Source organism: Allobosea sp. 117, from assembly GCF_000702305.1.
Classification (GTDB): Bacteria; Pseudomonadota; Alphaproteobacteria; order Rhizobiales; family Xanthobacteraceae; genus Ancylobacter.
In genome coordinates, this window is record NZ_JNLC01000014.1 from 17,154 (window position 1) to 41,549 (window position 24,396).

24 protein-coding genes are annotated in these 24,396 nt (G+C 69.8%); 18 read left to right on the forward strand and 6 right to left on the reverse strand.

From position 1 onward, the window contains the following. Position 1: 1 nt before the first annotated feature. Together U742_RS0113200 and U742_RS0113205 are read right to left on the reverse strand one after the other, a co-directional pair. Positions 2 to 454 (reverse strand): (2Fe-2S)-binding protein, encoded by a 453-nt coding sequence (locus U742_RS0113200; protein WP_029353750.1) that lies wholly within the window; start codon positions 452 to 454, stop codon positions 2 to 4. Between the two features lie 183 nt (positions 455 to 637). Then, the gene (locus U742_RS0113205; RefSeq protein ID WP_248310358.1) at positions 638 to 1,120 is read right to left on the reverse strand and encodes a thermonuclease family protein; all 483 of its coding nucleotides are present in this window, start codon (positions 1,118 to 1,120) and stop codon (positions 638 to 640) included. A gap of 111 nt (positions 1,121 to 1,231) precedes the next feature. On the opposite strand from U742_RS0113205, the gene U742_RS0113210 reads away from it, so the two are divergent. After that, positions 1,232 to 2,848, forward strand: a complete 1,617-nt coding sequence (locus U742_RS0113210) for a sensor histidine kinase (protein ID WP_029353753.1) — start codon at positions 1,232 to 1,234, stop codon at positions 2,846 to 2,848. Positions 2,849 to 2,877: 29 nt separating this feature from the next. Here the strand turns inward: U742_RS0113210 and cobT are convergent, their stop codons facing one another. Next, positions 2,878 to 3,900, reverse strand: coding sequence for a nicotinate-nucleotide--dimethylbenzimidazole phosphoribosyltransferase (gene cobT / locus U742_RS0113215; protein WP_029353755.1), 1,023 nt, complete (start codon positions 3,898 to 3,900; stop codon positions 2,878 to 2,880). Positions 3,901 to 4,029: 129 nt separating this feature from the next. Between cobT and bluB the strand changes: the two genes are divergently transcribed. From bluB to U742_RS0113235, 4 genes are read left to right on the forward strand one after another with little or no spacing between them, the layout of a single operon-like run. Further along, positions 4,030 to 4,671 (forward strand): 5,6-dimethylbenzimidazole synthase, encoded by a 642-nt coding sequence (gene bluB, locus U742_RS0113220; protein ID WP_029353757.1) that lies wholly within the window; start codon positions 4,030 to 4,032, stop codon positions 4,669 to 4,671. Between the two features lie 4 nt (positions 4,672 to 4,675). Next, the gene (gene cobS / locus U742_RS0113225; RefSeq protein WP_029353759.1) at positions 4,676 to 5,482 is read left to right on the forward strand and encodes an adenosylcobinamide-GDP ribazoletransferase; all 807 of its coding nucleotides are present in this window, start codon (positions 4,676 to 4,678) and stop codon (positions 5,480 to 5,482) included. Between the two features lie 21 nt (positions 5,483 to 5,503). Beyond that, entirely contained in the window at positions 5,504 to 5,707 is a 204-nt protein-coding gene (locus U742_RS22940) for a DUF1289 domain-containing protein (RefSeq protein ID WP_038361534.1), read from the forward strand. Next, positions 5,704 to 6,426, forward strand: a complete 723-nt coding sequence (locus U742_RS0113235; RefSeq protein ID WP_029353763.1) for a retropepsin-like aspartic protease family protein — start codon at positions 5,704 to 5,706, stop codon at positions 6,424 to 6,426. Before U742_RS22940 ends, U742_RS0113235 begins: the two co-directional genes overlap by 4 nt. A gap of 4 nt (positions 6,427 to 6,430) precedes the next feature. Here the strand turns inward: U742_RS0113235 and U742_RS0113240 are convergent, their stop codons facing one another. The 3 genes from U742_RS0113240 to U742_RS0113250 form a co-directional block, all read right to left on the reverse strand. Next, a complete protein-coding gene (locus U742_RS0113240; protein ID WP_029353765.1) occupies positions 6,431 to 7,261 on the reverse strand; it encodes a sulfite exporter TauE/SafE family protein in 831 nt (276 codons plus the stop codon). Between the two features lie 83 nt (positions 7,262 to 7,344). Then, a complete protein-coding gene (dusA, locus tag U742_RS0113245; protein ID WP_029353767.1) occupies positions 7,345 to 8,355 on the reverse strand; it encodes a tRNA dihydrouridine(20/20a) synthase DusA in 1,011 nt (336 codons plus the stop codon). Positions 8,356 to 8,479: 124 nt separating this feature from the next. After that, positions 8,480 to 9,283, reverse strand: a complete 804-nt coding sequence (locus U742_RS0113250) for an IclR family transcriptional regulator (RefSeq protein ID WP_248310359.1) — start codon at positions 9,281 to 9,283, stop codon at positions 8,480 to 8,482. 185 nt (positions 9,284 to 9,468) lie between these two features. Between U742_RS0113250 and U742_RS0113255 the strand changes: the two genes are divergently transcribed. The 13 genes from U742_RS0113255 (at position 9,469) to U742_RS0113315 (ending at position 24,394) form a co-directional block, all read left to right on the forward strand. Beyond that, on the forward strand, positions 9,469 to 10,758 hold the full coding sequence (locus U742_RS0113255) for an ABC transporter substrate-binding protein (protein WP_029353771.1): 1,290 nt from the start codon (positions 9,469 to 9,471) through the stop codon (positions 10,756 to 10,758). Between the two features lie 98 nt (positions 10,759 to 10,856). Further along, entirely contained in the window at positions 10,857 to 11,753 is an 897-nt protein-coding gene (locus U742_RS0113260) for a branched-chain amino acid ABC transporter permease (protein WP_029353773.1), read from the forward strand. Then, positions 11,750 to 12,703, forward strand: coding sequence for a branched-chain amino acid ABC transporter permease (locus tag U742_RS0113265; RefSeq protein ID WP_029353774.1), 954 nt, complete (start codon positions 11,750 to 11,752; stop codon positions 12,701 to 12,703). The genes U742_RS0113260 and U742_RS0113265 overlap by 4 nt, the downstream gene beginning before the upstream one ends. Continuing rightward, positions 12,700 to 13,461, forward strand: coding sequence for an ABC transporter ATP-binding protein (locus U742_RS0113270; RefSeq protein ID WP_029353777.1), 762 nt, complete (start codon positions 12,700 to 12,702; stop codon positions 13,459 to 13,461). The genes U742_RS0113265 and U742_RS0113270 overlap by 4 nt, the downstream gene beginning before the upstream one ends. Further along, positions 13,454 to 14,131: an ABC transporter ATP-binding protein gene (locus tag U742_RS0113275; protein WP_029353779.1), complete on the forward strand. Its 678-nt coding sequence runs from the start codon at positions 13,454 to 13,456 to the stop codon at positions 14,129 to 14,131. Before U742_RS0113270 ends, U742_RS0113275 begins: the two co-directional genes overlap by 8 nt. An 81-nt stretch (positions 14,132 to 14,212) precedes the next feature. Further along, positions 14,213 to 15,370, forward strand: a complete 1,158-nt coding sequence (locus U742_RS0113280; RefSeq protein ID WP_029353781.1) for an iron-containing alcohol dehydrogenase — start codon at positions 14,213 to 14,215, stop codon at positions 15,368 to 15,370. A gap of 83 nt (positions 15,371 to 15,453) precedes the next feature. Continuing rightward, a complete protein-coding gene (locus U742_RS0113285; protein WP_029353783.1) occupies positions 15,454 to 16,908 on the forward strand; it encodes an NAD-dependent succinate-semialdehyde dehydrogenase in 1,455 nt (484 codons plus the stop codon). 225 nt (positions 16,909 to 17,133) lie between these two features. Then, positions 17,134 to 18,111 (forward strand): galactofuranose ABC transporter, galactofuranose-binding protein YtfQ, encoded by a 978-nt coding sequence (ytfQ, locus tag U742_RS0113290; protein WP_029353785.1) that lies wholly within the window; start codon positions 17,134 to 17,136, stop codon positions 18,109 to 18,111. Positions 18,112 to 18,391: 280 nt separating this feature from the next. Further along, complete coding sequence (locus U742_RS0113295; protein ID WP_029353787.1) at positions 18,392 to 19,912, forward strand: sugar ABC transporter ATP-binding protein; 1,521 nt, start codon at positions 18,392 to 18,394, stop codon at positions 19,910 to 19,912. Between the two features lie 11 nt (positions 19,913 to 19,923). Beyond that, the gene (locus U742_RS0113300; RefSeq protein ID WP_029353789.1) at positions 19,924 to 20,916 is read left to right on the forward strand and encodes an ABC transporter permease; all 993 of its coding nucleotides are present in this window, start codon (positions 19,924 to 19,926) and stop codon (positions 20,914 to 20,916) included. Between the two features lie 20 nt (positions 20,917 to 20,936). Continuing rightward, complete coding sequence (yjfF, locus tag U742_RS0113305; protein ID WP_029353791.1) at positions 20,937 to 21,920, forward strand: galactofuranose ABC transporter, permease protein YjfF; 984 nt, start codon at positions 20,937 to 20,939, stop codon at positions 21,918 to 21,920. Beyond that, positions 21,917 to 22,639: a FadR/GntR family transcriptional regulator gene (locus U742_RS0113310; protein WP_029353794.1), complete on the forward strand. Its 723-nt coding sequence runs from the start codon at positions 21,917 to 21,919 to the stop codon at positions 22,637 to 22,639. Before yjfF ends, U742_RS0113310 begins: the two co-directional genes overlap by 4 nt. Positions 22,640 to 22,651: 12 nt before the next feature. Beyond that, positions 22,652 to 24,394, forward strand: coding sequence for an IlvD/Edd family dehydratase (locus U742_RS0113315; protein WP_029353795.1), 1,743 nt, complete (start codon positions 22,652 to 22,654; stop codon positions 24,392 to 24,394). Positions 24,395 to 24,396 lie beyond the last annotated feature (2 nt).

Genomic DNA, 24,396 nt, shown 5'->3' on the forward strand with positions numbered 1-24,396 from the left:
GTCACGCGAGATTGCTGGCGGCTTCGTGGATCGCCGCCCGGATGCGCTGATAGGTGGCGCAGCGGCAGACATTGCCGTCCATCGCGGCGTCGATGTCCGCGTCGGTCGGCTTGCGGTTCTCGCTGAGCAGGCCGACGGCAGACATGATCTGGCCGGACTGGCAGTAGCCGCACTGCACCACGTCGAGCTTGCGCCACGCCGCGACGACGGCGTTGCCGACCTCGCCCGAGACGCCCTCGATGGTGGTGACGCTCTTGCCCTCGACGTCGGCGACGGCGGTCTGGCAGGAGCGGACGGGGGTGCCGTCGACATGGACGGTGCAGGCACCGCACAGCGCGGCGCCGCAGCCGAATTTGGTGCCGGTCAGGCCGACGACGTCGCGCAGCGCCCACAGAAGCGGCATCTGGCCATCGACATCGAGCGTGCGCTCGGCTCCGTTGAGCATGAATTTCATGGATCGCCCTGTTCGTGAAGGGATGGGCAAGCGCATTCGCCCGTGGCCGCTGTCTCTGCCGGATGGCCGCCGCGACGCACCGAAGCGCTCCCATGCCGAAGCTAACGCCTCATGACGACCATCATCTAATCACCGTTCTGTGACTATTCCAATTCGAGGGTAGCGAGCCCCCCGCCGGCCCGATCAGGGATGGAGGGCCCGCCACTCGGCCGGCCGCTCGAACGGCCCCGACCAGATGCCGCTCCTCGCCCGCCGGGCATTGGCCTCGGCGCCCGCATAGGTGAGGCCGAGCGCCACCGCCATACCCTGCTCAGCCATGTGCCGGGCGAGGTCGACATCGCCGGCGTGGCAGAACGACACCGAGCGGCCGTAGCGGTCGGTGTCGAGGGGGCGGCAGGAGACCTCCCGCCCCTTCACCGCCGCCTCCAGCGCGGCGCGGGCGCGACGGCCGCACGGCCAGGCCTTCTCCGGCGGCCCGCAATTCTGGTTCAGTTCGGGCGCATCAATCCCGTCGAGCCGGATGCGCTCGCCGCCGACCTCCAAGCTGTCGCCGTCGACGACATGCACCGTGCCGGTGAGCGCCGGCAGCCAGCGCTCGGCGACCAGCGCGACGACGATCATCACCAGCGCGACGAGGACGGACCGGATGGTGCTACGGCGCCACACCGCGTGTTTTCCCAAGGCTGTAACGAAGCATTAACCACAATCCTAGAGACACCGTTAAGCATTCGGGCGGAATGTCTAGCGTGGGCTGCAGACGAGTGTGTGTGGGGGCAGATGAGCACGACGGCTGCAGCCGTTCGCGAGGTCGCAGGCCGCAGGGCGGACGGCTCGGCGTCCGCCGAACGTCGCGCCCATGTCTCGCGCAGCGTGCGCGAAGTGCGTGACCGCCTCACCTCCACCACCGGCAGCCGTCCCGCCTATGACCACGAGCTGATCCGCCTTTTCGTCGACAACCGGACCGGCGCGACGCCAGGCATCGTCGCCATGACGATCCTGACCGGCGGCCTCGCGATGATCTGGCTGCCGCCGCTGCTCGCCGCCTGCTGGGCCGTCTTCATCCTCGCCTTGCACGGGCTGAGCGTCACGTTCTGCCGGCGCTTCCTGCGGGAAGGTGCCAATCCGCGCACGCTGCGCCGCTACCGGCTCGCCTTCGCGACGCTCGACGGCGTGCTGGCACTCGCCTGGCTCGCGCTGATGGCCGGCATCCTGACGACCGGCGCCACCGAGGCGCGGGAATTCGCGCTGGTGGCCGCGCTGGTGTTCATCGGCGGCATGGCGATGCTGTCCGCCACCATCCCCGCCGTCGTCTATGCCGGCACGCTGCCGGTGATCGTCGCGACCACCGGCTACTATCTGATGCGCGGCTCGCTCGGCGACATCGCGCTCGCCGTGATGGTGTGCGAGGCCTCGGCCTGCTTCCTGATCATGGCCCGCCGGCTCAACGGCAACGCGCTGGCGACGCTCGAGGCGCGCGGCGAGAAGGACGCGCTGATCGGCGAGCTCGAGCAGGCCAAGGCGAAGTCCGACGACGCGGCGCTTCGCGCCGAGGCCGCCAGCCTCGCCAAGTCGCGCTTCCTCGCGCAGATGAGCCATGAGCTGCGCACCCCGCTCAACGCGATCCTCGGCTTCTCCGAGGTGATGAAGAGCGAGATTCTCGGCGCCCATTCCAACCCCACCTACCGCGAATATGCCGGCGACATCCACGCCTCCGGCCAGCATCTGCTGAACCTCATCAACGAGATTCTCGACCTCTCGCGCATCGAGGCCGGACGCTACGAGCTGAACGAGGAGGCGGTGGCGCTCGCCCATGTGGTCGAGGATTGCCGGCATCTCCTGAAGATCCGCGCCAAGGCCCGCGCCATCACCATCCACGAGGTCTACGAGCCCGACCTGCCGCGCCTGTGGGCGGACGAGCGGGCGCTGCGGCAGATCTGCCTCAACCTTTTGTCCAACGCGATCAAGTTCACCCCGCAGGGCGGCGAGATCTGGATCAAGGTCGGCTGGACCTATTCCGGCGGTCAGTATCTCTCGGTGCGCGATACCGGGCCGGGCATTCCCGAGCACGAGATCCCGATCGTCATGGCCTCGTTCGGCCAGGGCAGTAACGCCATCAAGACCGCTGAGCAGGGCGCCGGCCTCGGCCTGCCGATCGTCAAGGGGCTGGTCGACCTGCATGGCGGCACCTTCCACCTGAAATCGAAGCTGCGGGTCGGCACCGAGGTGATCGTCACCTTCCCGAGCGAGCGCGTGATGGCCGCCCTGCCCCCGGTTCCCGGCGCGCCGCTGGCGCCCGACGCCGGCGCCCTCGGACCGCGCGCGGCCGATGCGGCCACGACGGGGGAAGGCGGGACCACGCGCCGGCGGGCCTTCCTCACGCGGCGCGGCTGGTAGGCTTGCCCGGCGAATCTGCCCCGCGAAGCTCAGGCGTCGGCGACGCCGGCCTCCGAAAAGGTCGCCATACCGGCATGGCAGGCGAGCGCCGCCTTGATCACGCCGATGGCGAGCGCCGCGCCCGAGCCCTCGCCGAGCCGCATGCCGAGGTCGAGCAGCGGCCTGAGGCCGAGGCTCTCCAGCACCCGCCGGTGCGCCGGCTCGGCGGAACAGTGGCCGGCGAAGCAGTGATCGAGCGCGGAAGGATCGAGCGCATGCAGCACCGCCGCCGCCGCGGTGACGACATAGCCGTCGAGCACCACCGGCACGCGCTGCAGCCGCGCCGCGAGGATGGCGCCGGCGATCGCCGCGACCTCGCGGCCGCCAAGCTTGCGCAGCACCTCCAGCGGATCGTCGAGATGGCCGGCGGAGCGCGCCACCGCCGCCTCCACCGCCGCGATCTTGCGGGTCAGCACCTCGCCGGTCGAACCGGTGCCCGGTCCCACCCATTCCTCCGCGCGCCCGCCATAGAGGCCGTTGAAGACCGCGGCGGCGACCGTGGTGTTGCCGATGCCCATCTCGCCGAGGCACAGCAGGTCGGGCTCGCCCGCCAGCGCCTCCATGCCGAAGGCCATGGTGGCCGCGCATTCTGCCTCGGTCAGCGCGTCCTCCTCGACGATGTCCGGCGTCGGCAGGTCGAGCGCGAGGTCGAATACGCGCAGCCCCGCGCCGAACACGCCGCAGATCTGGTTCACCGCCGCCTTGCCGGCGGTGAAGGTGGCGACCATCTGCTTGGTCACCTCGGCGGGATAGGGCGAGACGCCGCGCGCGGCGACGCCATGGGTCGCCGCGAACACCGCCACCGTCGGGCGGTTCACCGCCGGGATGGCCTTGCCCTGCCAGCCGGCGATCATGATCGCGATCTCCTCCAGCCGTCCGAGCGCGCCCGGCGGCTTCACCAGCTCACCCTGCCGTGCCTCGGCCGCCGCGCGGGCAGCGAGGTCCGGACCCGGCATGGCGGCGATGAGATTGCGGATGTCGTCGAAGGGAAGGCCGGAGGCGGCGCGGAGCATGCTAGAAACCCTCATCGAGTCCGGAGGACGGGTGGCGGCGTAGACCGCCCGCGCCGGGCGTGCAAGCCGTCTTTCCGGCTGGCCGACACGAACGGGACGATGCGGGGAGCGGATTCGCCGGGAGCGCCGATGGCCGAGCAGCCTCATTTCGACGATGCCTTCCGGGCCGAACTGGAGCGCCTGTTCGTCTGGCGGCGCGACGTGCGCCGTTTCGAGCCCGCCCCGGTGCCGGAGGCGGCGATGGCCACGCTCATCGCCAGCGCCAACGCGGCGCCGAGCGTCGGCCTCAGCCAGCCCTGGCGGCTGGTGCGCGTGCGGAACGCTGCGCGGCGCCTCGCGGTGCGCGGCATCTTCGAGCACTGCAACGCCGACGCGCTCGCCGCCCAACCGGAGGACCGCGCAGGGCTCTATGCGCGGCTGAAGCTCTCCGGCCTCGACGAGGCGCCGGAGCATCTCGCCGTCTTCACCGACGAGGGCACCGCGAAGGGCGGCGGGCTCGGCCGCGCCACCATGCCGGAGACGCTCGGCTATTCGGCGGTGCTCGCCATCCACACGCTGTGGCTCGCCGCCGCCGCGCGCGGGCTCGGGGTCGGCTGGGTGTCGATCCTCGACCCGGAGGCGGTGGCACGCGCGCTCGACGTGCCGGCCGGCTGGCGGCTGACCGGCTATCTGTGCATCGGCTATCCGAGCCAGCCGTCGGACACCCCGGAACTTGAACGCGCCGGGTGGGAGCGCCGCGCCAGCGTCTCCGATCTGCTGCTGGAACGCTGACGCCATGACGCCGCTCGACCTGCTGCGGGCCCTGCCCGCCACGCTGCGCTTCCTCACCCGGCTGCCGATCCCCGCCTTGCCCTTCGAGGACGCGCCGCATGCCGCGCCGAGCGTCGAGCGCATGGCGCCCTCCTTTCCGCTCGCCGGCGCGCTGATCGGGACGGTGGGCGCGGCGGTGCTGGCCATCGCCCATGCCGCCGGGCTCGGCGGCTTCCTTTCCGCCACGCTGGCGCTGGCGACGCTCGCCGCGATTACCGGAGGCTTTCACGAGGACGGGCTCGCCGATATGGCCGACGGCCTCGGCGGATCGAGCCCTTCGCGCCGGCTCGACATCATGAAGGACAGCCGCCTCGGCAGCTTCGGCGTGCTGGCCCTCATCTTCGCCTTCGCGCTACGGCTCGGCGCGCTCGAAGGATTGACCGGCGCCGGCATCGGCACCGCGGCGGCCGGGCTGATCGCCGCCTCGGCGGTGGGACGGGTCGGCGGCCTTTGGCTGCTCTTCGCGCTGCCGCCGGCGCGTGGGAACGGGCCCGGCAACGGGCTCGCCGGCACCGCCGGGCGCCCAAGCCGGGAAGCCATCGGCACCGCCGTTATCGTCGCGCTGGCGCTCGCCGGGCTGCTGACAGTGCCGGTGTGCGGCCTTGTCGATTTCGTCGTGGCGCTCATCGCCACCGCGCTCGCCGTGCTCGGGGTGCAGAAGCTCGCAGCCCACGCGTTCGGCGGGCAGACCGGCGACGTCGCGGGTGCCGCATGCCTCGTCGCGGAGATTGCCTTCCTGCTCGCGCTGCTTATCTTCGCGGCGCAGTCCTGAAAGCCGCCGAATCCGATATCCATGCCCGTCTCGACACCCTGCATAGGCGTCTGCACGCTCGATCCGGCGGGCCGGTTGTGCCTCGGCTGCGGTCGTACGTGTGAGGAGATCGGTTCATGGCGCGTGCTCGACGAGACGGCCCGCCGCGCGATCATGGCGCGGCTGCCCGCGCGGCTCGCGGAGCGGCAGGCGGGCGGGCGGCACGCGGCGGGGGTGGCGCGATGAACGCGGACCGCCTGATGTGGATCGTGGTGATCGGCCTTGCCGCTGGCATCGGCCTGATAGCCTTGTCGCACGACCGCGGCGAGCTCGTCGGGCTCTCGACGAACGAGTTCGCGCATCTCGTCTTCTACGGCGCGCTGGCGCTGGTGATCGGTGCCGGCGTGTTCGCCACCTTCACCGGCCGCCTCGGCGAGGCGCTGAAGGCGGCGCTGCTGTGGCTGCTGATCTTCGGCGTGATCGCGGTCGGCTATACCTATCGCTTCGAGCTGCACGGCGTCGCCTATCGCGTGCTCGCCGAGATCGCGCCCGGCTACGCCGTGCCGTTGAAGGACGGCCCGTCGGTCGAGGTAGCCCGCGCCCGCGACGGTGACTTCAACGTCCGCGTCGAGGTGAACGATTCGCGCATCCCGATGCTGGTCGACACCGGCGCCTCCAGCGTGGTGCTGACGCCGGAGGATGCGCGCGAGGTCGGCCTGCCGGTCGAGTTCCTGCGCTACGACATCCCGATCGACACCGCCAACGGGCGCGGCAAGGCCGCCTCGGTGGTGCTCGACAAGATCTCCATCGCCGGCAACATCGAGGAGCGCCGCGTGCCGGCGCTGGTGGCGAGCCCCGGCATGCTCAAGCACAGCCTGCTCGGCATGAGCTTCCTGTCGCGGCTCGACAGCTTCGAGATCCGCGGCGAGAAGCTGGTGATGCGCGCCAAGCAGCTCGATCGCTGAGGCGTCAGAACAGCCCCACGACGAAGCGCAGCCCGATGATCAGTAGATAGAGCCCGAAGCCGACCTCGAGCTGGCGCTTGGTGAAGGCATGGGCGAGGCGTGCGCCGAGCGGGGCGGTGAGCGTCGCGATGCCGCCGACCAGCAGCGCGCCGGGGATCGACACATAGCCGATGGAGAGCGGCGGCAGCCCGGCCATGTGCGGCCAGCCGCTGAGGATGTAGCCGATGGTGCCGGGTATGGCGATCAGCACGCCGAGCCCGGCCGAGGTGGCGATCGCCTGATGGATCGGCACCCGGTAGAGGGTGAGGATCACGCTCGCTATGCCGCCGCCGCTGATGCCGATCAGCGGCGCGCTCAGGCCGATGCCGAAGCCGTAGGCATTCATCGTCAGGCGGCCGGGCAGCCGGTCGCCGAGCGCCCAGGAATCCCGCCCGAACAGCAGGCGGAAGCTCATCAGCGCGGCGAAGACGATGAAGGCGATCTTCAGCACCCGGTCCGGCGAGACGGCGGCGAGCGCGCCGCCGGCGATGACGCCGATGACCACCGGCACCGCCCATTGCCTGAGCGCATCGGTGCGGATGGCGCTGCGGGCGCGGTGCGCCATGAAGGAGCGCAGCGCGGTCGGGATGATAATGGCGAGCGAGGTGCCGACCGCGAGATGCATGCGCTCCGCCTCCGGCACACCGACGACGCCGAACACCTCGAACAGCACCGGCACGATGATGGCGCCGCCGCCAATGCCGAACAGGCCGGCCAGGATGCCCGTGGCGAAGCCGGCGAGCAGCAGCGCGCCGGCGAGCCAGGCGAGCTGATCGAAGGGAATCATCAGGTCCATGCCGCGCTTTTAGCGCGCCCGGCCGGCGGTTGCACCGTCACGCAGCGGCGTTCCGATCAGGGCAACGAGCGCGCGGCGCCGGTCTAAGCGACGAGCGCGCGCCGCTCATGCGCCCGGCGCTCCGCCTGTCGCACCTCGTCAACCGCGGCGCGCAGCACGTTGAGCCCTGCCTCGGGCTTCACGCCCTCGATGGCGAGCCGGCGGCGATACCCCCGCGCGCCGGGCCGGCCGGTGAACAGGCCGAGCATGTGGCGGGTGACGTCGTGCAGCCGGCCGCCGGCGGCAAGATGCGCGGCGATGTAGGGCTCGAACGCCTCCACCGCCGCGAAGGCGTCCGCATGCGGCGCCGGCTCGCCGAACAGCTCCGGGTCGACCTCCAACAGGATCCCGGGATCCTGATAGGCCGCGCGGCCGAGCATCACGCCGTCGACGTGTTCGAGATGGGCACGCATCTGCTCGATGGTGGCGATGCCGCCATTGATGCCGACCGGCACGCCGGGCAGGCGCCGCTTCAGCCGGTAGACGCGATCATAGTCGAGCGGAGGAATGTCGCGGTTCTCCTTCGGGGAGAGCCCCTGCAGCCACGCCTTGCGGGCATGCACGACGAGCGCGTCCGCCCCCGCCGCGAGCACGGCGTCGGCCAGCGCGTCGAGCGCTGGCTCGGGGTCCTGCTCGTCGACGCCGATGCGGCACTTCACCGTCACCGGGATCGCGACCTGCGCCTTCATCGCGGCCACGCATGCGGCGACGAGGGCCGGATCGCGCATCAGGCAGGCGCCGAAATTGCCGCCCTGCACGCGGTCGGAGGGGCAGCCGACATTGAGGTTGATCTCGTCATAGCCGTGATCGGCGCAGATGCGCGCGGCCTTGGCGAGCGCCTCCGGGTCCGAGCCGCCGAGCTGCACGGCGACCGGGTGCTCGGCCTCGGCAAAGCCGATCAGCCGGTCGCGGTCGCCGAAGATCACGGCGTTCGCGGTCACCATCTCCGTATAGAGCCGCGCCCGGCGCGACAGCGTGCGATGGAAGGCCCGACAGTGACGGTCGGACCAGTCCATCATCGGGGCGACGGAGAATCTGTGCTCCTGAAAGATCATCGTCCTCTAGCATTCTCACAGGCCGGCGCGGCGTTCGGCAGTCTCTCGCATCGGCGGCCATATCGCCATGCAACGGCAGGCGAATGCAACCGCGAGGGCAAATCCGCTCATAGCATCCAAACGGTCAGGAACCGAGCCGCTGCGAGAGCAGGCGCGCATAGCGGATGACATCGGCGCCCATCCGGTCGACATGCGCGCTCTCCACATGGGGATCGAGGATGGAGATGGCGAATCCGCCGATGGCGCGCTCGCCGGAGAAATCGAAGATCGGCGCGCCGACGCACACCATGCCGTCGCGCACCTGATGGTCGTCGACCGAGAAGCCCCGCACGCGCACCTCGTCCAGCTCCCGCTCCAGCGCCTCCATGTCACGCACCGTGCGCGCTGTCAGCGGCGGCGGCAGGCCGCGCGGATAGAGGCCATGCACCTCCTCCCGCTCCATCGTGCTCAGCATCGCCTTGCCGGTGGCGGTGAAGGCGGCCGGTAGGCGCATGCCGATCCGGAAGGTGATCCCGAGCGGGTCCACGCCGTGGCGCGAGGCGATGTAGACCACGTCGGCGCCGTCGAGGATGGTCAGCGTCAGCGTTTCCACCCGGAGCTCGGGCGTCTCGTCCCACAGCCGCGTGAATTCCTCGACGACGTCGGAGCGGGCGGCGAAGGCGTTCGCCCAGCGCATCACATGCCCGCCAAGCACGAAGCCGCTGCCGCGGCGGCCCAGCAGGCCAAGATTGACGAGGGTCGCGCACAGGCCGTGCGCCGAGCTCTTCGGCAGGCCGAGCGCGCGCGCCACGTCGGCGAGCGCCAGCGGCGCATTGCTGCGCGCGGCGAGATCGAGGATGGCGACGGCACGGCTGACCGCCGGCACATCCTTAGCCGGCACGTCTTTGGTCGCCGCTTCCTTGGCGGCGGTAACCGGTTCCCTGGTCACGCGAATTCTCCCGTTCGTCTTCTACGCCTTTTTGCGGAAGGCGTGGCGGTTGCCTTTTGAAGCGACCGCCTTATACATCCGCCTTATACACCATACAGAACGATGTTCAATTAGTTGAACACCCAAGAACAGAAGCCGGCAGATCAACCCGGTCGTGGTCCCCCGGAAACTCAGGAGGAAGTTCGATGAATCTCTCCCGCCTCATGTCCTCGCTCGCCTGCGCGGCTGTTCTCGCCGCGCCCGCCGCGGCGCACGCACAGGCCGAGAAGCCGTTCAAGATCGGCGTCCCCACCTTCCTGTCCGGCGCCGCCGCCGGCCCCTTCGGCATTCCGGCGAAGAACGCCGCCGAGGTGTTCGCCGCCGCCGCCAATGCCGGCGAGCTGCCCGCGCCCTATGACAAGAAGGGCTTCGGCGGGCGTCCGATCGAGCTCGTGGTGATCGACGAGGCCGGCGGCACCACCAAGCAGGTGTCCGAGTTCCGCAACCTCGTGGAGCAGCAGGGCGTCGACATGGTGGTCGGCTACACCTCCTCCGGGGACTGCCTCGCCGTGGCGCCGGTCGCCGAGGAGATGAAGACGCTGACCCTGCTGTTCGACTGCGGCACGCCGCGCATCTTCGAGGCGGCGAGCTACGACTACGTATTCCGTCCGGTCGCCACCGCCACCATGGATAATGTCGGCGCGGCGCTCTACGTCTCGGAGAAGCTTCCCGCGTTCAAGAGCTATGCCGGCATCAACCAGAACTACGCCTGGGGCCAGGATGCCTGGGCCGACTTCGAGGGTACGCTGAAGTCCGTCAAGCCGGACACCACGCTCACCACCTCGCAGATGCCCAAGCTCGGCGCCGGCCAGTACAACGCCGAGATCTCGGCGATCCTCGGCTCCAAGCCCGATGTCGTGCATTCCAGCTTCTGGGGCGGCGACCTCGAGGGCCTGATCCTGCAGGGTGCCCCGCGCGGCCTGTTCAAGAACGCCGTGGTGGTGCTCACCTCGGGCGAGACCGCCCTGCACCGCCAGGCCAAGCAGATCCCGGACGGCACCATCATCGGCGCCCGCGGCCCGAACGGCATCTTCGCGCCGGACAACGCCTACAATGCGTGGTTCCGCAAGGCCTATAACGACAAGACCAAGGAATGGCCGAGCTATCCATCCTACCACATGGTGCAGTCGCTGATGGCCGCCAAGCTGGCCTATGAGAAGGCGCAGGGTGGCGACGCCGCCAAGGTGCCGAGCAAGGAAGAGGTCGCCAAGGCGCTCGCCGGCCTGTCCTTCGAGGGTCCCTCGGGCAAGGTCGAGATGAGCCTCGGCAAGGGCCACCAGGCGGTGCAGGAGATGGTCTATGGCCGCGTCAAGAAGGACGCCGACGGCAACATCACCTTCGTCGACGTGGTGCGCTATCCGCCGGAGCGGGTGAACCCGCCGGAAGGCACCACCTCCGCCGACTGGATCAAGGCCGGCCTCAAGGCCTCCAACTGAGACCCCGCCTCTCCGGTCCCCGGGCCGGAGAGGCCGCCGGCTTTCAGTGAACCGGGGGGCGCCGCGCTCCCCGCATGCCCCTCCCGCACGAGCAGGACATGAACGGACTTCTCGGCGCCGTCGTCGACGGCATCCTCTACTCCGCCTGGCTCTTCATCATCGCCGTCGGCCTGACGCTGATCTACGGCGTGATGAAGATCCTCAACATGGCGCACGGCACCTTCTACGCCGTCGGCGCCTATGTCGCGGTCACGCTGCTCGGCTGGTGGTTCGCGCAGGAGCTGCCGCCATGGGGCATCGTCCCGGTGATGATCGCCTCGGCGCTGGTCGCCGGGCTGGTGCTCGGCGTGGTGGTGGAGCGCGGCATACTGAGCCGCTTCGCCGGGCGCGATCCGGTCGTCCTGCTGCTCGTCACCTATGCGCTGTTCCTCATCCTCGAGGACGTGATCAAGCTGATCTGGGGCGTCGATCCGTGGATCGCCTCCGAGCCGCTCTGGGTGTTCGGCCAAGTGGAGTTCGGCGAGCTCACCTATCCCACCTACAACCTCTTCATCGTCGCCGTGGCGGCGGTGGTGGGCGGCCTGCTCACCTGGTTCCTGCAGTTCACCGCCAAGGGGAAGATCCTGCGCGCCGTCATCCATGACCCGGAGGTATCGCGGGCCATGGGCGTGAATGTCGGGCGCTGGAACCTGATCGCCTTCATCACCGGCTCGGTGCTGGCCGCGCTCGGCGGTGCCTTCACCGCGCCGACCATCTCGGTGGTGCCCGGCATGGGCGTCGAGGTGGTGGTGATGATGTTCGCGGTGGTCGTCATCGGCGGCCTCGGCTCGATTCCCGGCACCGTCGTCGGCGCCCTCATCGTCGGCTTCGTGCGCTCCTTCGCGGTGCACTACTGGCCGGAGCTCGAGGTGTTCAGCGTCTACGCCGTGATGGCGCTGGTGCTGGCGATCCGTCCGCAGGGTCTGTTCGCGGGCGTGGAGTTGCGCAAGATATGAACCGTACCCTCACCTTCCTGCCGCCGCTCATCGGCGGCGCCGCGCTGCTCGCGCTCCTCGCGTGGCTCCTGCCGAGCTGGAACTTCGTGCTCGCCATCGGCCTCGCCAAGGGCCTGCCGGTGCTCGGCCTGGTGCTGCTGATGCGCGGCGGCCTGGTCTCCTTCGGCCAGGGCCTCTATTACGCGCTCGGCGGCTACACGGTCGGCCTCGCCTCGCAGTTCTTCGGCCTGAAGGACGCGGCGGCGCTGCTGGTCATCGCCGCCATCGGCGCGGCGGTGGTCGCCTTCGTGGTCGGACTGCTGTTGTCGCGCTATCGCGACATCTTCTTCGCCATGCTGACGCTGGCGCTCTCCATGCTGCTCTACGGCATATTGGTGAAGAGCACCGAGCTCGGCGGCACCGACGGCTTCAACATCCACGGCATCACCCTCTTCGGCCTGCCGCTCACCGGCGCCGACCGGATGAACGGCTTCGGCCTGCTCATCGCCATCGTGGTGCTGGCGGCGATCAATCTCGGCCTGTTCGGCGCCACCGCCTTCGGGCGGCTGCTCGCCGGCGTGCGCGACAACGAGATCCGCGTCGAATATCTCGGCGCCTCGGCCAATCGCGCGGTGCTCATCGCCTATGTGCTCGCCGCGGTGATGGCGGCGCTCGGCGGCGCCATGAGCGGCATCATCGTCGGCCACATCGACCCGGAGATGGCGTTCTGGGCGACCTCGGGCGAGTTCGTGGTGATCGCCATCCTCGCCGGCACCGGCGGCGTCATCGCCCCCTTCGTCGCGGCGGTGGTGCTGGAGGTGGTGCGCTCCTTCGCCTACCAGTACGCGCCGAACACCTGGCAGCTGGTGCTCGGCCTCATCATCCTCGCCCTCATCCTGTTCCTGCCGCAGGGCCTCTCCGGCCTGGTGCGCCGCGGCCCGCGCGCCGCGCCCGCGGGAGAGAAGCCATGACCCAGCCCATCATCGCCGCCAAGGGCCTGCGCAAGCGCTTCGGCGCCGTGGTCGCCGCCAACGACGTGAACGTCGACATCATGCCGGGCACCATTTCCGGGCTGATCGGCACCAACGGCGCCGGCAAGACCACCTTCATCAACATGATCACCGGCTATCTGCAGCCGGACGAGGGCTCGATCCTGCTGGAAGGCCGCGAGATCGTCGGGCTCACCCCGCGCGACGTGACGCGCAGCGGCGTCGCCCGCTCGTTCCAGATCCCGCAGCTCTTCAACTCGCTGACCGCGGTGGAGAACCTCACCCTCGCCGAGGCGGCGCTGAAGAGCCGCGGCCTCGCCGGCTTCGCCATGCTGCCGGACCGCGCGCTGGAGAAGACCGCGCGCGAGACTCTGGAGCGCTTCGGCCTCGAACGCTTCGGCGACGCGCTGGCCGGCACGCTGCCGGAGGGCATCCGCAAGCTGCTCGACATCGCGGTCGCGATGGTGGCGCGCCCGCGCGTGCTGTTCCTCGACGAGCCGACCTCCGGCGTGTCGAGCGAGGAGAAGTTCCCGATCATGGACCGGGTGATCGCCGCCACCCGCGCCGACAGCATGAGCGTGCTCTTCGTCGAGCACGACATGGAGATCGTGCGCCGCTACTCCGACCGCGTGCTCGCCTTCTTCGAGGGGCGCGTGCTGATCGATGGCAAGCCCGACGTGGTCATGAACGACGCGCAGGTGCGCACCCTCATCATCGGCGAGGAGAAGGCCCATGGTTGAGGCGAAATCGGCTGAGGTGAAGCCCATCCTCGAGGTCGACGGCATCGACGTCGCCATCGGCCAGGTGCAGATCCTGCGCAAGGTGTCGCTCGCCATCCCGCAGGGGGCGATGGTGGGCATCATCGGCCGCAACGGCGCCGGCAAGACCACCATCATGCGCGCCATTATGGGCCTGCTGCCGCTGCAGGCCGGCGCGGTGCGCTTCGAGGGCGTCGAGATCTCGAAGGAGCCCGCCCACAAGCGCGCCGGCCGCGCTATCGGCTTCGCGCCGGAGGACCGCCGGCTGATCCCCGAGCTCACCGTCGAGGAGAATCTCCTCCTCCCCTCCTGGGCGAACCACCACAAGGACGCCCGCGAGCGGCTGGAGGACACCTACCGGCTGATCCCCGAGGCGCGCGAGTTCCGCGGCCGCCGGGCGCTCCAGCTCTCCGGCGGCCAGCAGAAGCTGGTCGCCATCGGCCGCGCCCACATGGTCGGCACCCGGCTGCTGATGCTGGATGAGCCCTTCGAGGGCGTCGCGCCGGCGCTGTCGAAGCGCATCGCCGAGGTGGTCGCCTCGCTGCGTCCGCTCGGGCTCTCGGTGCTGCTGTCGGGCGCCGACCTGCAGCATGCGGGCGGCAGCCTCGACAGGGTCTACCGCATCGACCGCGGTCAGATCGACGCGGGCTAGCGCGAACACGGTTCTGCGACCTGGCGGCCACCGCGGGCCGAGGCCGATTTGGGAAGACGCGGACCTGAACGGACGACGGACATGAACGACTTCATCTTCAGCACGACCAAGACCATCATCTCGCAGGTCGGCGCCACCGCGCGGATCGGCGAGATCGTGAAGCCGGTGCTCGGCACGCGCATCGTGCTCGTCACCGACGCCGGGCTGCGCCGGGCGGGTCTGCTCGATCCCGCGCTCGCCTCGCTCAAGGCGTCCGGCATCGCGGTCGAGATCTTCGACAACGTGGTCGCCGATCCGCCGGAAGAGAACGTCCTGTCGCTCGTCTCGGTCATCCGCGACCACGAGGCCACCGGCGTGCTCGCCATCGGCGGCGGCTCGCCGATGGACGTCGCCAAGGTCGCCTCCCTCGTCGCCGGCAGCGGCGAGGCGCTCACCGACGTCTACGGCGTCAACAAGGCCAAGGGTCCGCGCCTGCCGCTGGTGCTGGCGCCCACCACCGCGGGCACCGGCTCGGAGGTGACGCCGGTCGCCATCATCACTACCGGCGAGGCGATGAAGGCGGGCGTCGTCTCGCCGCTGCTGCTGCCCGACATCGCCGTGCTCGACGCCGAGCTCACCGTCGGCCTGCCGCCGGCGGTCACCGCCGCCACCGGCATCGACGCCATGGTGCACGCAATCGAGTCCTACGCCTCGGCCTCGCCGAACAACAACCCGATCTCGCAGGGCCTCGCCCGCCAGGCGCTGCGCCTGCTCGGCGCCAACATCCGCGAGGCGACCTTCAACGGCCAGAACCGCGACGCCCGCGCCGCCATGCTGCTCGGCGCGCTGTTCGCCGGCCAGGCCTTCGGCAACTCGCCGGTGGCGGCGGTGCATGCCCTCGCCTATCCGATCGGCGGGCATTTCCATGTGCCGCACGGCCTGTCCAACGCGCTGGTGCTGGCTCCGGTGCTGCGCTTCAACCTGCCGAAGGCCTCCGGCGTCTATGCCGAGATCGCCGCGGACGCCTTCCCCGAACTCGCCGCGGTGAGCGCGGATGTGCGCGGCGAGGCCTTCGTCGAGAAGCTCGCCGAGCTCGGCCGCGACCTCAAGGTGCCGCAGGGCCTGCACGAGGTGCAGATCCCGCGCGACGCGCTGCCGATGATGGCGCGCGACGCGATGAAGCAGACGCGCCTGCTCGTCAACAACCCGCGCGAGATGAGCGAGGCCGACGTGCTGGCCATCTACGAAGAGGCGTTCTGAGCGCCCTCCGCACTACCGCAACTGCCGTCTTGGCCGACGCGCCGTCCTCTCGCGACGCGCCGACCGCAACCAGGACATGTGACATGACGTCCAGCGCAAAGAATTCCTTCCTCCGCGAGGCGGTGCTGATCGGTGGCACCTGGGTGGGCGCCGACAGCGGCGCCACCATCGCCGTCACCGATCCGGCGACCGGCGCCGCCCTTGGCACCATCCCGGATGTCGGCGCGGCGGAAACGCAGCGCGCCATCGCCGCCGCGCAGGCCGCCTTCCCCGGCTGGGCTGGCCTGCTCGCCGGCGAGCGCGCCGACCGGCTCATCGCCATGGCGAACACCATCCGCGCCAATGCCGACGTGCTCGCCTCGCTCCTCACCAGCGAGCAGGGCAAGCCGCTGAAGGAGGCGAAGGGCGAGGTGACCATCGCCGCCGCCTATATCCAGTGGTTCGCCGAGGAAGCGCGCCGGGTCTATGGCGAGGTCATCCCCTCGCCGTGGAAGGGTCGCAAGATCCTCGTCACCCGCGAGCCGGTGGGCGTGGTCGGCGCCATCACGCCGTGGAACTTCCCGTTCTCGATGATCGCCCGCAAGCTCGGCGCGGCACTGGCGGCGGGCTGCACCATCGTGGTGAAGCCCTCCGAGTTCACCCCCTATTGCGGCCTCGCCTGGGGCGTGCTCGCCGAGATGGCCGGCATCCCGAAGGGCGTCGTCAACGTCGTCACGGGCGACGCCAAGGCGATCGGCGGCGCGCTCACCTCGAGCCCGGTGGTGAAGAAGATCACCTTCACCGGCTCGACCCGCGTCGGCAAGATTCTCATCGAGCAGTCGGCGGCGACGGTGAAGCGCGTCTCCATGGAGCTCGGAGGCAACGCGCCCTTCCTGGTCTTCGACGACGCCGATCTCGACCGCGCGGTCGAGGGCGCGCTGGCGGCCAAGTACCGCAATTCCGGCCAGACCTGCGTATGCACCAACCGCTTCTTCGTGCAGGCCGGCATCTACGACGCCTTCGCCGAAAAGCTCGCCGCGCGCGCGGCGGCGATGAAGGTCGGCAACGGCTTCGAGGACGGCGTCGAGCAGGGCCCGCTCATCAATGCGGCGGCGGTGGAGAAGGTCGAGCGCCACATCGCCGACGCGCTCGGCAAAGGCGCGCGGCTGCTCACCGGCGGCTCGCGCCACGCGCTCGGCGGCACCTTCTTCGCGCCGACCGTGATCGCCGACGTGAAGCCCGGCATGGTGGTGATGACCGACGAGACCTTCGGCCCGCTCTCGGCCATCGTGCGCTTCGAGACCGAGGCGGAGGCGATCGCCGCGGCGAACGCCACCGAGTTCGGCCTCGCCGCCTATCTCTACACCCGCGACCTCGCCCGCGCCTTCCGCGTCACCGACGCGCTGCAATACGGCATGGTCGGGGTCAATGAGGGCATCATCACCACCGAGGTGGCGCCCTTCGGCGGCGTGAAGGAGAGCGGCATGGGCCGCGAGGGCTCGCTGCACGGCCTCGATGACTATCTCAACATGAAGTATATCAGCCTCGGCGGCCTCTGACGGCTATTGAGACCTGAGAGGGCGGCGGGACGGTGCCTTGAGCACCGACCCGCCGCCCTTTTTGATTCATGGCCTCGACGAACCTCCTCGACCGGCCTGACCATCGAAAGTCCAATCTAAAAGTCAAACAGTATGACTATTCAGGCCGATCACTCTGTGGCATAAATCCGTCGTCGGCAAGCGCCCGAAAGTGGCGCGCCGGTTGGCTCCACGGGAGAAACGCCAATGAATTTCAAGACCTTGCTGCTCGCGACCGCGCTGTCCGGCGTCGCTGCCGGTGCGCTCCTCTCCGCTCCCGCCCAGGCGGCGGAGCTCACCATCGGCTTTTCGCAGATCGGCTCGGAATCGGGCTGGCGCGCCGCCGAGACCACGGTCTCCAAATCCGAGGCCAAGAAGCGGAACATCAATTTCAAGATCGCCGACGCCCAGCAGAAGCAGGAGAACCAGATCAAGGCGATCCGCTCCTTCATCGCCCAGGGCGTCGACGCCATCTTCCTCGCTCCCGTCGTCGCCACCGGCTGGGATGCGGTGCTGAAGGAAGCGAAGGAAGCGCAGATCCCGGTCGTGCTGCTCGACCGCGACATCGACCCCTCGGGCAAGGAGCTGTACCTGACCGCCGTGACCTCGGACAGCGTGGCCGAGGGCAAGGTCGCCGGGCAATGGCTGGTGAAGACGGTCGGCTCCAAGCCGTGCAACGTCGTCGAGCTGCAGGGCACGGTCGGCGCCAGCGTCGCCACCAACCGCAAGAAGGGCTTCGAGGACGGCATCGCCGGCGCCTCCAACGTGAAGATCGTGCGCAGCCAGACCGGCGACTTCACCCGTGCCAAGGGCAAGGAGGTGATGGAGAGCTTCATCAAGGCCGAGGGCGGCGGCAAGAACATCTGCGCGGTCTACGCCCACAATGACGACATGATGGTCGGCGCCATCCAGGCGATGAAGGAAGCCGGGCTGAAGCCGGGCACCGACGTCCTCACCGTCTCGATCGACGCGGTGCCGGACATCTTCAAGGCGATGGCGGCCGGCGAGGCCAACGCCACCGTCGAGCTGACTCCGAACATGGCCGGCCCGGCCTTCGACGCCATCATCGCCTACAAGGCCAAGGGCACGGTGCCGCCGAAGTGGATCCAGACGGAATCCAAGCTCTACACCCAGGCCGACAACCCGAAGGCGATCTACGAGAGCAAGAAGGACCTCGGCTACTAAGCCGAGGCCGGGGCGGGCAACCGCCCCATGCCCGCCCCGACGTCATCCCCAGGCTTGAACCGGGGATCCATGCGGTTCCGCCGGGAGCTCCCGGTCCAGGGCGTGGATGGCCGGATCAGGTCCGGCCATGACGACCCTCTAGGAGCCGCGCATCGGCAGCCGGGAAGCCAGCATCCCCGCTCCTTCCCTGTGGACGACATCCGGTTGTCCACAGGTCCGTCCACAGCCTCGCCGCTCCGGAAAACCCATCCGCCGCAGTCGCATGCCTTCGAGCCGCATCATGCCGAACGACGACAGCATCCTCCTCTCCCTGACCGGCTTCTCGAAGGCGTTCGCCGGCTTTGTGGCGCTGGACCATGTCGACTTCACCCTGCGCCGCGGCGAGATCCATGCGCTGCTCGGCGAGAACGGGGCCGGCAAGTCGACCCTCATCAAGACGATGACCGGCGTCGTTGCCCGCGATGCCGGCACGATGCGCCTCGACGGCGTCGAGATCGCACCCCGCTCGGCCGCGGAGGCGACGCGGATGGGCATCGCCACCGTCTATCAGGAGGTCAATCTCGCGCCGAACCTCTCGGTGGCGCAGAACCTGTTCCTCGGCCGCCAGCCGACCCGGCTCGGGCTGGTGCGCGAGCGCGAGATGCGCCGGCGCGCCGAGGACCTCCTCGCCGGGTTCGGCCTGTCGATCGACGTCGCCGCGCCGCTCGAAAGCTATTCGGTGGCGATCCAGCACATCGTCGCCATCGCCCGCGCCGTCGACCAGTCCGCGCGCGTGCTGATCCTCGACGAGCCGACCGCCAGCCTCGACGCCCATGAGGTCGAGGTGCTGTTCGGCGTCATGCGCCAGCTCGCCGCGCGTGGCATCGGTATCGTCTTCGTCACCCATTTCCTCGATCAGGTCTATGCGATCTGCGACCGCATTACCGTGCTGCGCAACGGACGGCTGGCCGGCAGCGCGCCGGTCGCCGAGCTGCCCCGGCTCGATCTCGTACGCATGATGCTCGGGCGCGAGCTGAGCGCGGCCACCGCCCAGCGCCCGCCCCGCGCGCCGGCGACGGATGCCGCTCCCCTCGCCGCCTTCGAAAGCTTCGGCAAGGCGGGCACCGTTGCGCCCTTTGACCTCACGCTGCGCCCCGGCCACGTGGTCGGCCTCGCCGGCCTGCTCGGCTCCGGGCGCACCGAGACGGTTCGCCTCGTCTTCGGCGCCGACCGCGCCGATTGCGGGCGCGCGGAGGTCGGCGGGCAGGCCGTCGTCATCGCTTCCCCGCGCGAGGCGATGCGGCTCGGCTTCGGCTACTGCCCGGAGGAGCGCAAGACCGAGGGCATCGTCGCCGAGCTCACCGTGCGCGAGAACATCGTGCTCGCCCTGCAGGCACGGCGCGGCGCGATGCATCCCCTCTCCCGCCGCGAACAGGACGAGATCGCGGCCAAGTTCATCCGCCTGCTCGACATCCGTCCGCCGGACCCCGAGCGGCCGATCGGCCTGCTCTCCGGCGGCAACCAGCAGAAGGCGCTGCTCGCCCGCTGGCTCGCCACCGCCCCGCGCCTGCTCATCCTCGACGAGCCGACGCGCGGCATCGACGTCGGCGCCCATGCCGAGATCATCGGACTGATCCGCGACCTGTGCGCGGAAGGGATGGCACTGCTGGTGGTCTCTTCCGAGCTGGAGGAGATCGTCACCTATGCCGATGAGGTGATCGTGCTGCGCGACCGGGCGCATGTCGCGCAGCTCACCGGCGAGGCGATCAGCGTACCCGCCATCCTCGCCGCCATCGCCGAAGCCCCGGCGGACGCGGCGTGAGGGAGGCTGCAATGGCGTTGCGTCTGCCCCGCATCGGCACCTCGCAGGTGGCCGCCCTCGTTCTCATCCTTGCCGCCAACTGGATGGTGTCGCCGCAGTTCTTCGACATCCGGATGCAGGACGGGCGGCTGTTCGGCAGCCTCATCGACGTGCTGAACCGCGGCGCGCCGGTGGCGCTGCTGTCGCTCGGCATGGTGCTGGTCATCGCCATGCGTGGCATCGACCTGTCGGTCGGCGCGGTGATGGCGATCTGCGGCGCCATCGCTGCCAGCCTCGCCGACAGCCATTCGCTACCCGTCGTGCTCGCCGCCGCGCTCGGCGCCGGCCTGGCCTGCGGGCTGTGGAACGGGCTGCTGGTCGCCGTGCTCGGCATCCAGCCGATCGTCGCCACGCTGATCCTGATGGTGGCGGGGCGCGGCATCGCCCAGCTCATCACCGAGGGACGCATCGTCACCTTCACCTCGCCGGAGCTCGCCTTCCTCGGCAGCGGCTCGGTGCTCGGCCTGCCGACCCCGGTGGTGCTGACGCTCGGCATGCTGGCGCTGACACTCCTCGTGGTGCGCGGCACAGCGCTCGGCCTGATGATCGAGGCGACCGGCGGCAATCCGCGCGCCAGCGCGCTCGCCGGCGTCGGCACGAGGGTCATCACGGTCGCGGTCTATATGTGGAGTGGGCTGTGCGCCGCGCTCGCCGGCATCGTCGCGGCGGCGGACATACTCGGCGCCGACGCCAACAATGCCGGGCTGTGGCTGGAGCTCGACGCCATCCTCGCGGTGGTGATCGGCGGCACCTCGCTGTTCGGCGGCCGCTTCAGCGTGATCCTCGCCGTGGTCGGCGCGCTGATCATCCAGGCGATGAACACCGGCATCCTGCTCTCCGGCTTCCCGCCGGAGACCAACCTCGTCGTCAAGGCGCTGGTGGTGCTCGCCGTGCTGCTGGCCCAGTCGCCGCGGCTCGGCGGCTTCCTGGCCGGGCTCGGCGTCCTGTTCGGGAGGCGCCCGTGACACGCTCGCTGAACCGCCTGATGCCAGTCTTCGCCACCACGGCGGTGTTCCTCGCCGGCTTCGTGCTCTGCTCGCTCGCCTATCCGAACTTCGCCTCCCTGCGGGTGGTGATGAACCTGCTCACCGACAACGCCTTCCTCGGCATCGTCGCGGTGGGCATGACCTTCGTCATCATCTCGGGCGGCATCGACCTGTCGGTCGGATCGGTGATCGGCTTCACCACCGTGTTCCTCGCGCTCGCCATCGAGCGCTGGGGCGTGCCGCCGCTCGCCGCCTTCGCAATCATCCTCATCATCTGCGCCGCTTTTGGCGCTGCGATGGGCGCGGTCATCCAGTATTTCGAGCTGCCGCCCTTCATCGTCACGCTGGCGGGCATGTTCCTCGCGCGGGGGGTGAGCTTCCTGATGTCGACCGAGTCGATCCCGGTCGATGCCGCGCTCTATTCCCACCTCTCGGACTACGCGATCCGGCTGAGCGGCGGCGCGCGCCTCACCGTGCCGGCGATGATCATGCTCGCCGTGGTCGGGGCCGGCATGGTGCTGCTGCATCTCACCCGGTTCGGCGCCAATGTCTACGCGCTCGGCGGCTCGCGCACGGCGACCGCGCTGATGGGCATCAACGTCGCGCGCACCACCGTGCTCATCTACACCCTGTCGAGCGTGCTGGCGGGGCTCTCGGGCATCGTCTTCTCGCTCTACACCTCGTCCGGCTACTCGCTTTCGGCGGTGGGGGTGGAGCTCGACGCCATCGCCGCTGTTGTGATCGGCGGCACGCTGCTCTCGGGCGGCTACGGCTTCGTGTTCGGCTCCTTCCTCGGCGTGCTGATCCAGGGCTTGATCCAGACCTACATCAGCTTCGACGGTACATTGTCGAGCTGGTGGGCGAAGATTGCGACCGGCCTGCTGCTCTTCGCCTTCATCGCCTTCCAGCAGATCACGCTTTACATGGCGCGCCGTTCGCGCCTGCGCCCCGCAGGCGTCGCGCAGGGAGTGCTCCAGCCGTGACGTCGCAGATCATCGTCATCCCCGCCCGCCGCGCGCATTCGAACCACGCGGAGATCGCCCGCTCGATCGGCATCGACATCATCGCCGGGCGCTATGGCGAGGGTGCCAAGCTGCCCGGCGACGCCGAGCTCACCTTGCTGTTCGGCGTCTCCCGGCCGGTGCTGCGCGAGAGCGTGAAGACGCTGGTCGCCAAGGGCCTGCTCTCCACCAAGTCACGGGTCGGCACGGTGGTGCGCGAGCGCGCGAGCTGGAACATGTTCGACCCCGACGTGCTGGCGTGGCACCTCGATGCCGGCATCGACAAGCGCTTCCTCAGCGACCTCTCGGAAATCCGCCTCGCGGTAGAACCCCGCGCGGCGGCGCTGGCCGCCGAGCGTCGCAGCGAGGAGGACCTCGCGGTGATGCGCCGGGCGGTCACCCGCATGGCGCAGGAGGATGGCGCCTCGGGCGGCTTCGCGGAGGGCGATCTTGCGCTCCACCTCGCCATCGCCAACGCCTCCGGCAACCCCTTCATGCGCTCCGTCGGCGCGGTGATCGAGGCGGCGCTGCGGGCCTCCTTCGTGCTCTCGGCCCCGGCCGATTCGCGCGAGCACGACATCGCGGTCGCCGCCCATGAGCGCATCGTCGAGGCGATCGCCGCCAAGGACGGCGAGGCGGCCGGGGCGGCGATGATGAACGTGATCTTCAACGGCCTGCGCCGCCACGGCGCGGCGGGCTGAGCAGGTGCCCCGATGAGCGACGACGACAAGGACGAGCGCAAGAAGCTCCGCAGCCAGGCCTGGTTCGGCCGGCAGGACAAGATGGGCTTCTACTACCGCTCCTTCCTGAAGAACTCCGGCACCCCGCAGGACCGGTTCGACGGGCGGCCGGTGATCGGCATCTGCAACACCTGGTCCGAGCTCACCCCCTGCAACGCGCATTTCCGCACCATCGCCGACCATGTGCGGCAGGGCGTGCTGGATGCCGGCGGCTATCCGCTGGAGTTCCCGGTCTCCTCGCTCGGCGAGGTGACGATGCGCCCGACCGCGATGCTGTTCCGCAACCTCGCCTCGATGGATGTCGAGGAGGCGATCCGCGCGCATCCGCTCGACGGCGTGGTGCTGCTGATGGGCTGCGACAAGACCACCCCCGCCCTCATCATGGGCGCCGCCTCGGCCGACCTCCCCGCCATCGGCGTCTCGGGCGGGCCGCAGCTCCGCGGCGTCTATCGCGGCCAGATCATCGGCTCGGGCACCAACATCATCTCGATGAGCGAGCAACTGCGCGCCGGCGAGATCACCCTCGACGAGTTCCACGAGGCGGAAGCCTCGATGAACCGTTCGGCCGGCTCCTGCATGACCATGGGCACCGCCTCGACCATGGCCTCGATGGTGGAGGCGCTCGGCCTCGGCCTGCCGGAGAACGCCGCCATCCCCGCCGCCGACGCCCGCCGCAACCTGCTGGCGCGCATGGCCGGCCGGCGCATCGTGGGCATGGTGGAGGAGGACCTGAAGCCGTCCGACATCCTGACGCGGCAGGCCTTCGAGAACGCCATCCGTACGCTCGCCGCCATCGGCGGCTCGACCAATGCGGTGGTGCACCTGCTCGCCATCGCCGGGCGCGTCGGGGTCGACCTGACGCTGGCCGATTTCGACCGGCTGGGGCGCGACGTGCACTGCCTGGTCGACCTGATGCCGTCCGGCCGCTTCCTGATGGAGGACTTCTACTATGCCGGCGGCCTGCCGGCGGTGCTGCGCGCGCTCGGCGAGCGCGGCCTGCTCCACAGGGACGCGACCACCGTCAACGGCCGCAGCATCTGGGAGAATGTCGAGAAGGCGCCGAACTGGAACGCAGAGGTCATCACCCCCTTCGAGGCGCCGTTCAAGGCGGATGCCGGCATCGCCATCCTCACCGGCAACCTCGCCCCGGACGGCGCGGTCATCAAGCCGTCCGCCGCCTCGCCGGAGCTGATGGTGCACACCGGCCGCGCCGTCGTCTTCGAGAGCGTCGAGGAGATGCACCACGCGGTGAACGACGAGGCGCTCGACATCGACGCCACCTGCATCATGGTGCTGAAGAATTGCGGGCCGAAGGGCTATCCGGGCATGGCCGAGGTCGGCAACATGCCGCTGCCGGCGAAGCTCCTGCGGGAGGGTGTGCGCGACATGATCCGCATCTCCGACGCCCGCATGTCCGGCACCGCCTATGGCACGGTGGTGCTGCACGTCGCCCCCGAGGCGACCGCCGGCGGGCCGCTCGCGCTCGTAGAGAACGGCGACCTCATCACCCTCGACGTGCCCGCCCGCTCGCTGCACCTGCATGTCGACGAGGCCGAGCTTGCCGCCCGCCGCGCCGCCTGGGTGCCGCCGGCCCCGCACGCCGCGCGCGGCTATCAGCGCCTCTATATCGACCACGTGCTGCAGGCCGACCGCGGCGCCGATTTCGACTTCCTTGTCGGCCGCACCGGCTCGCCGGTGCCGCGCGACAACCACTGAAT

Coding starts and splice junctions, on each gene's coding strand:
- U742_RS0113200 (WP_029353750.1), bottom strand. CDS start 454: ATGAAATTCATGCTCAACGGAGCCGAGCGCACGCTCGATGTCGATGGC.
- U742_RS0113210 (WP_029353753.1), top strand. CDS start 1,232: ATGAGCACGACGGCTGCAGCCGTTCGCGAGGTCGCAGGCCGCAGGGCG.
- cobT (WP_029353755.1), bottom strand. CDS start 3,900: ATGCTCCGCGCCGCCTCCGGCCTTCCCTTCGACGACATCCGCAATCTC.
- bluB (WP_029353757.1), top strand. CDS start 4,030: ATGGCCGAGCAGCCTCATTTCGACGATGCCTTCCGGGCCGAACTGGAG.
- cobS (WP_029353759.1), top strand. CDS start 4,676: ATGACGCCGCTCGACCTGCTGCGGGCCCTGCCCGCCACGCTGCGCTTC.
- U742_RS22940 (WP_038361534.1), top strand. CDS start 5,504: ATGCCCGTCTCGACACCCTGCATAGGCGTCTGCACGCTCGATCCGGCG.
- U742_RS0113235 (WP_029353763.1), top strand. CDS start 5,704: ATGAACGCGGACCGCCTGATGTGGATCGTGGTGATCGGCCTTGCCGCT.
- U742_RS0113240 (WP_029353765.1), bottom strand. CDS start 7,261: ATGGACCTGATGATTCCCTTCGATCAGCTCGCCTGGCTCGCCGGCGCG.
- dusA (WP_029353767.1), bottom strand. CDS start 8,355: ATGATCTTTCAGGAGCACAGATTCTCCGTCGCCCCGATGATGGACTGG.
- U742_RS0113255 (WP_029353771.1), top strand. CDS start 9,469: ATGAATCTCTCCCGCCTCATGTCCTCGCTCGCCTGCGCGGCTGTTCTC.
- U742_RS0113260 (WP_029353773.1), top strand. CDS start 10,857: ATGAACGGACTTCTCGGCGCCGTCGTCGACGGCATCCTCTACTCCGCC.
- U742_RS0113265 (WP_029353774.1), top strand. CDS start 11,750: ATGAACCGTACCCTCACCTTCCTGCCGCCGCTCATCGGCGGCGCCGCG.
- U742_RS0113270 (WP_029353777.1), top strand. CDS start 12,700: ATGACCCAGCCCATCATCGCCGCCAAGGGCCTGCGCAAGCGCTTCGGC.
- U742_RS0113275 (WP_029353779.1), top strand. CDS start 13,454: ATGGTTGAGGCGAAATCGGCTGAGGTGAAGCCCATCCTCGAGGTCGAC.
- U742_RS0113280 (WP_029353781.1), top strand. CDS start 14,213: ATGAACGACTTCATCTTCAGCACGACCAAGACCATCATCTCGCAGGTC.
- U742_RS0113285 (WP_029353783.1), top strand. CDS start 15,454: ATGACGTCCAGCGCAAAGAATTCCTTCCTCCGCGAGGCGGTGCTGATC.
- ytfQ (WP_029353785.1), top strand. CDS start 17,134: ATGAATTTCAAGACCTTGCTGCTCGCGACCGCGCTGTCCGGCGTCGCT.
- U742_RS0113295 (WP_029353787.1), top strand. CDS start 18,392: ATGCCGAACGACGACAGCATCCTCCTCTCCCTGACCGGCTTCTCGAAG.
- U742_RS0113300 (WP_029353789.1), top strand. CDS start 19,924: ATGGCGTTGCGTCTGCCCCGCATCGGCACCTCGCAGGTGGCCGCCCTC.
- yjfF (WP_029353791.1), top strand. CDS start 20,937: ATGCCAGTCTTCGCCACCACGGCGGTGTTCCTCGCCGGCTTCGTGCTC.
- U742_RS0113315 (WP_029353795.1), top strand. CDS start 22,652: ATGAGCGACGACGACAAGGACGAGCGCAAGAAGCTCCGCAGCCAGGCC.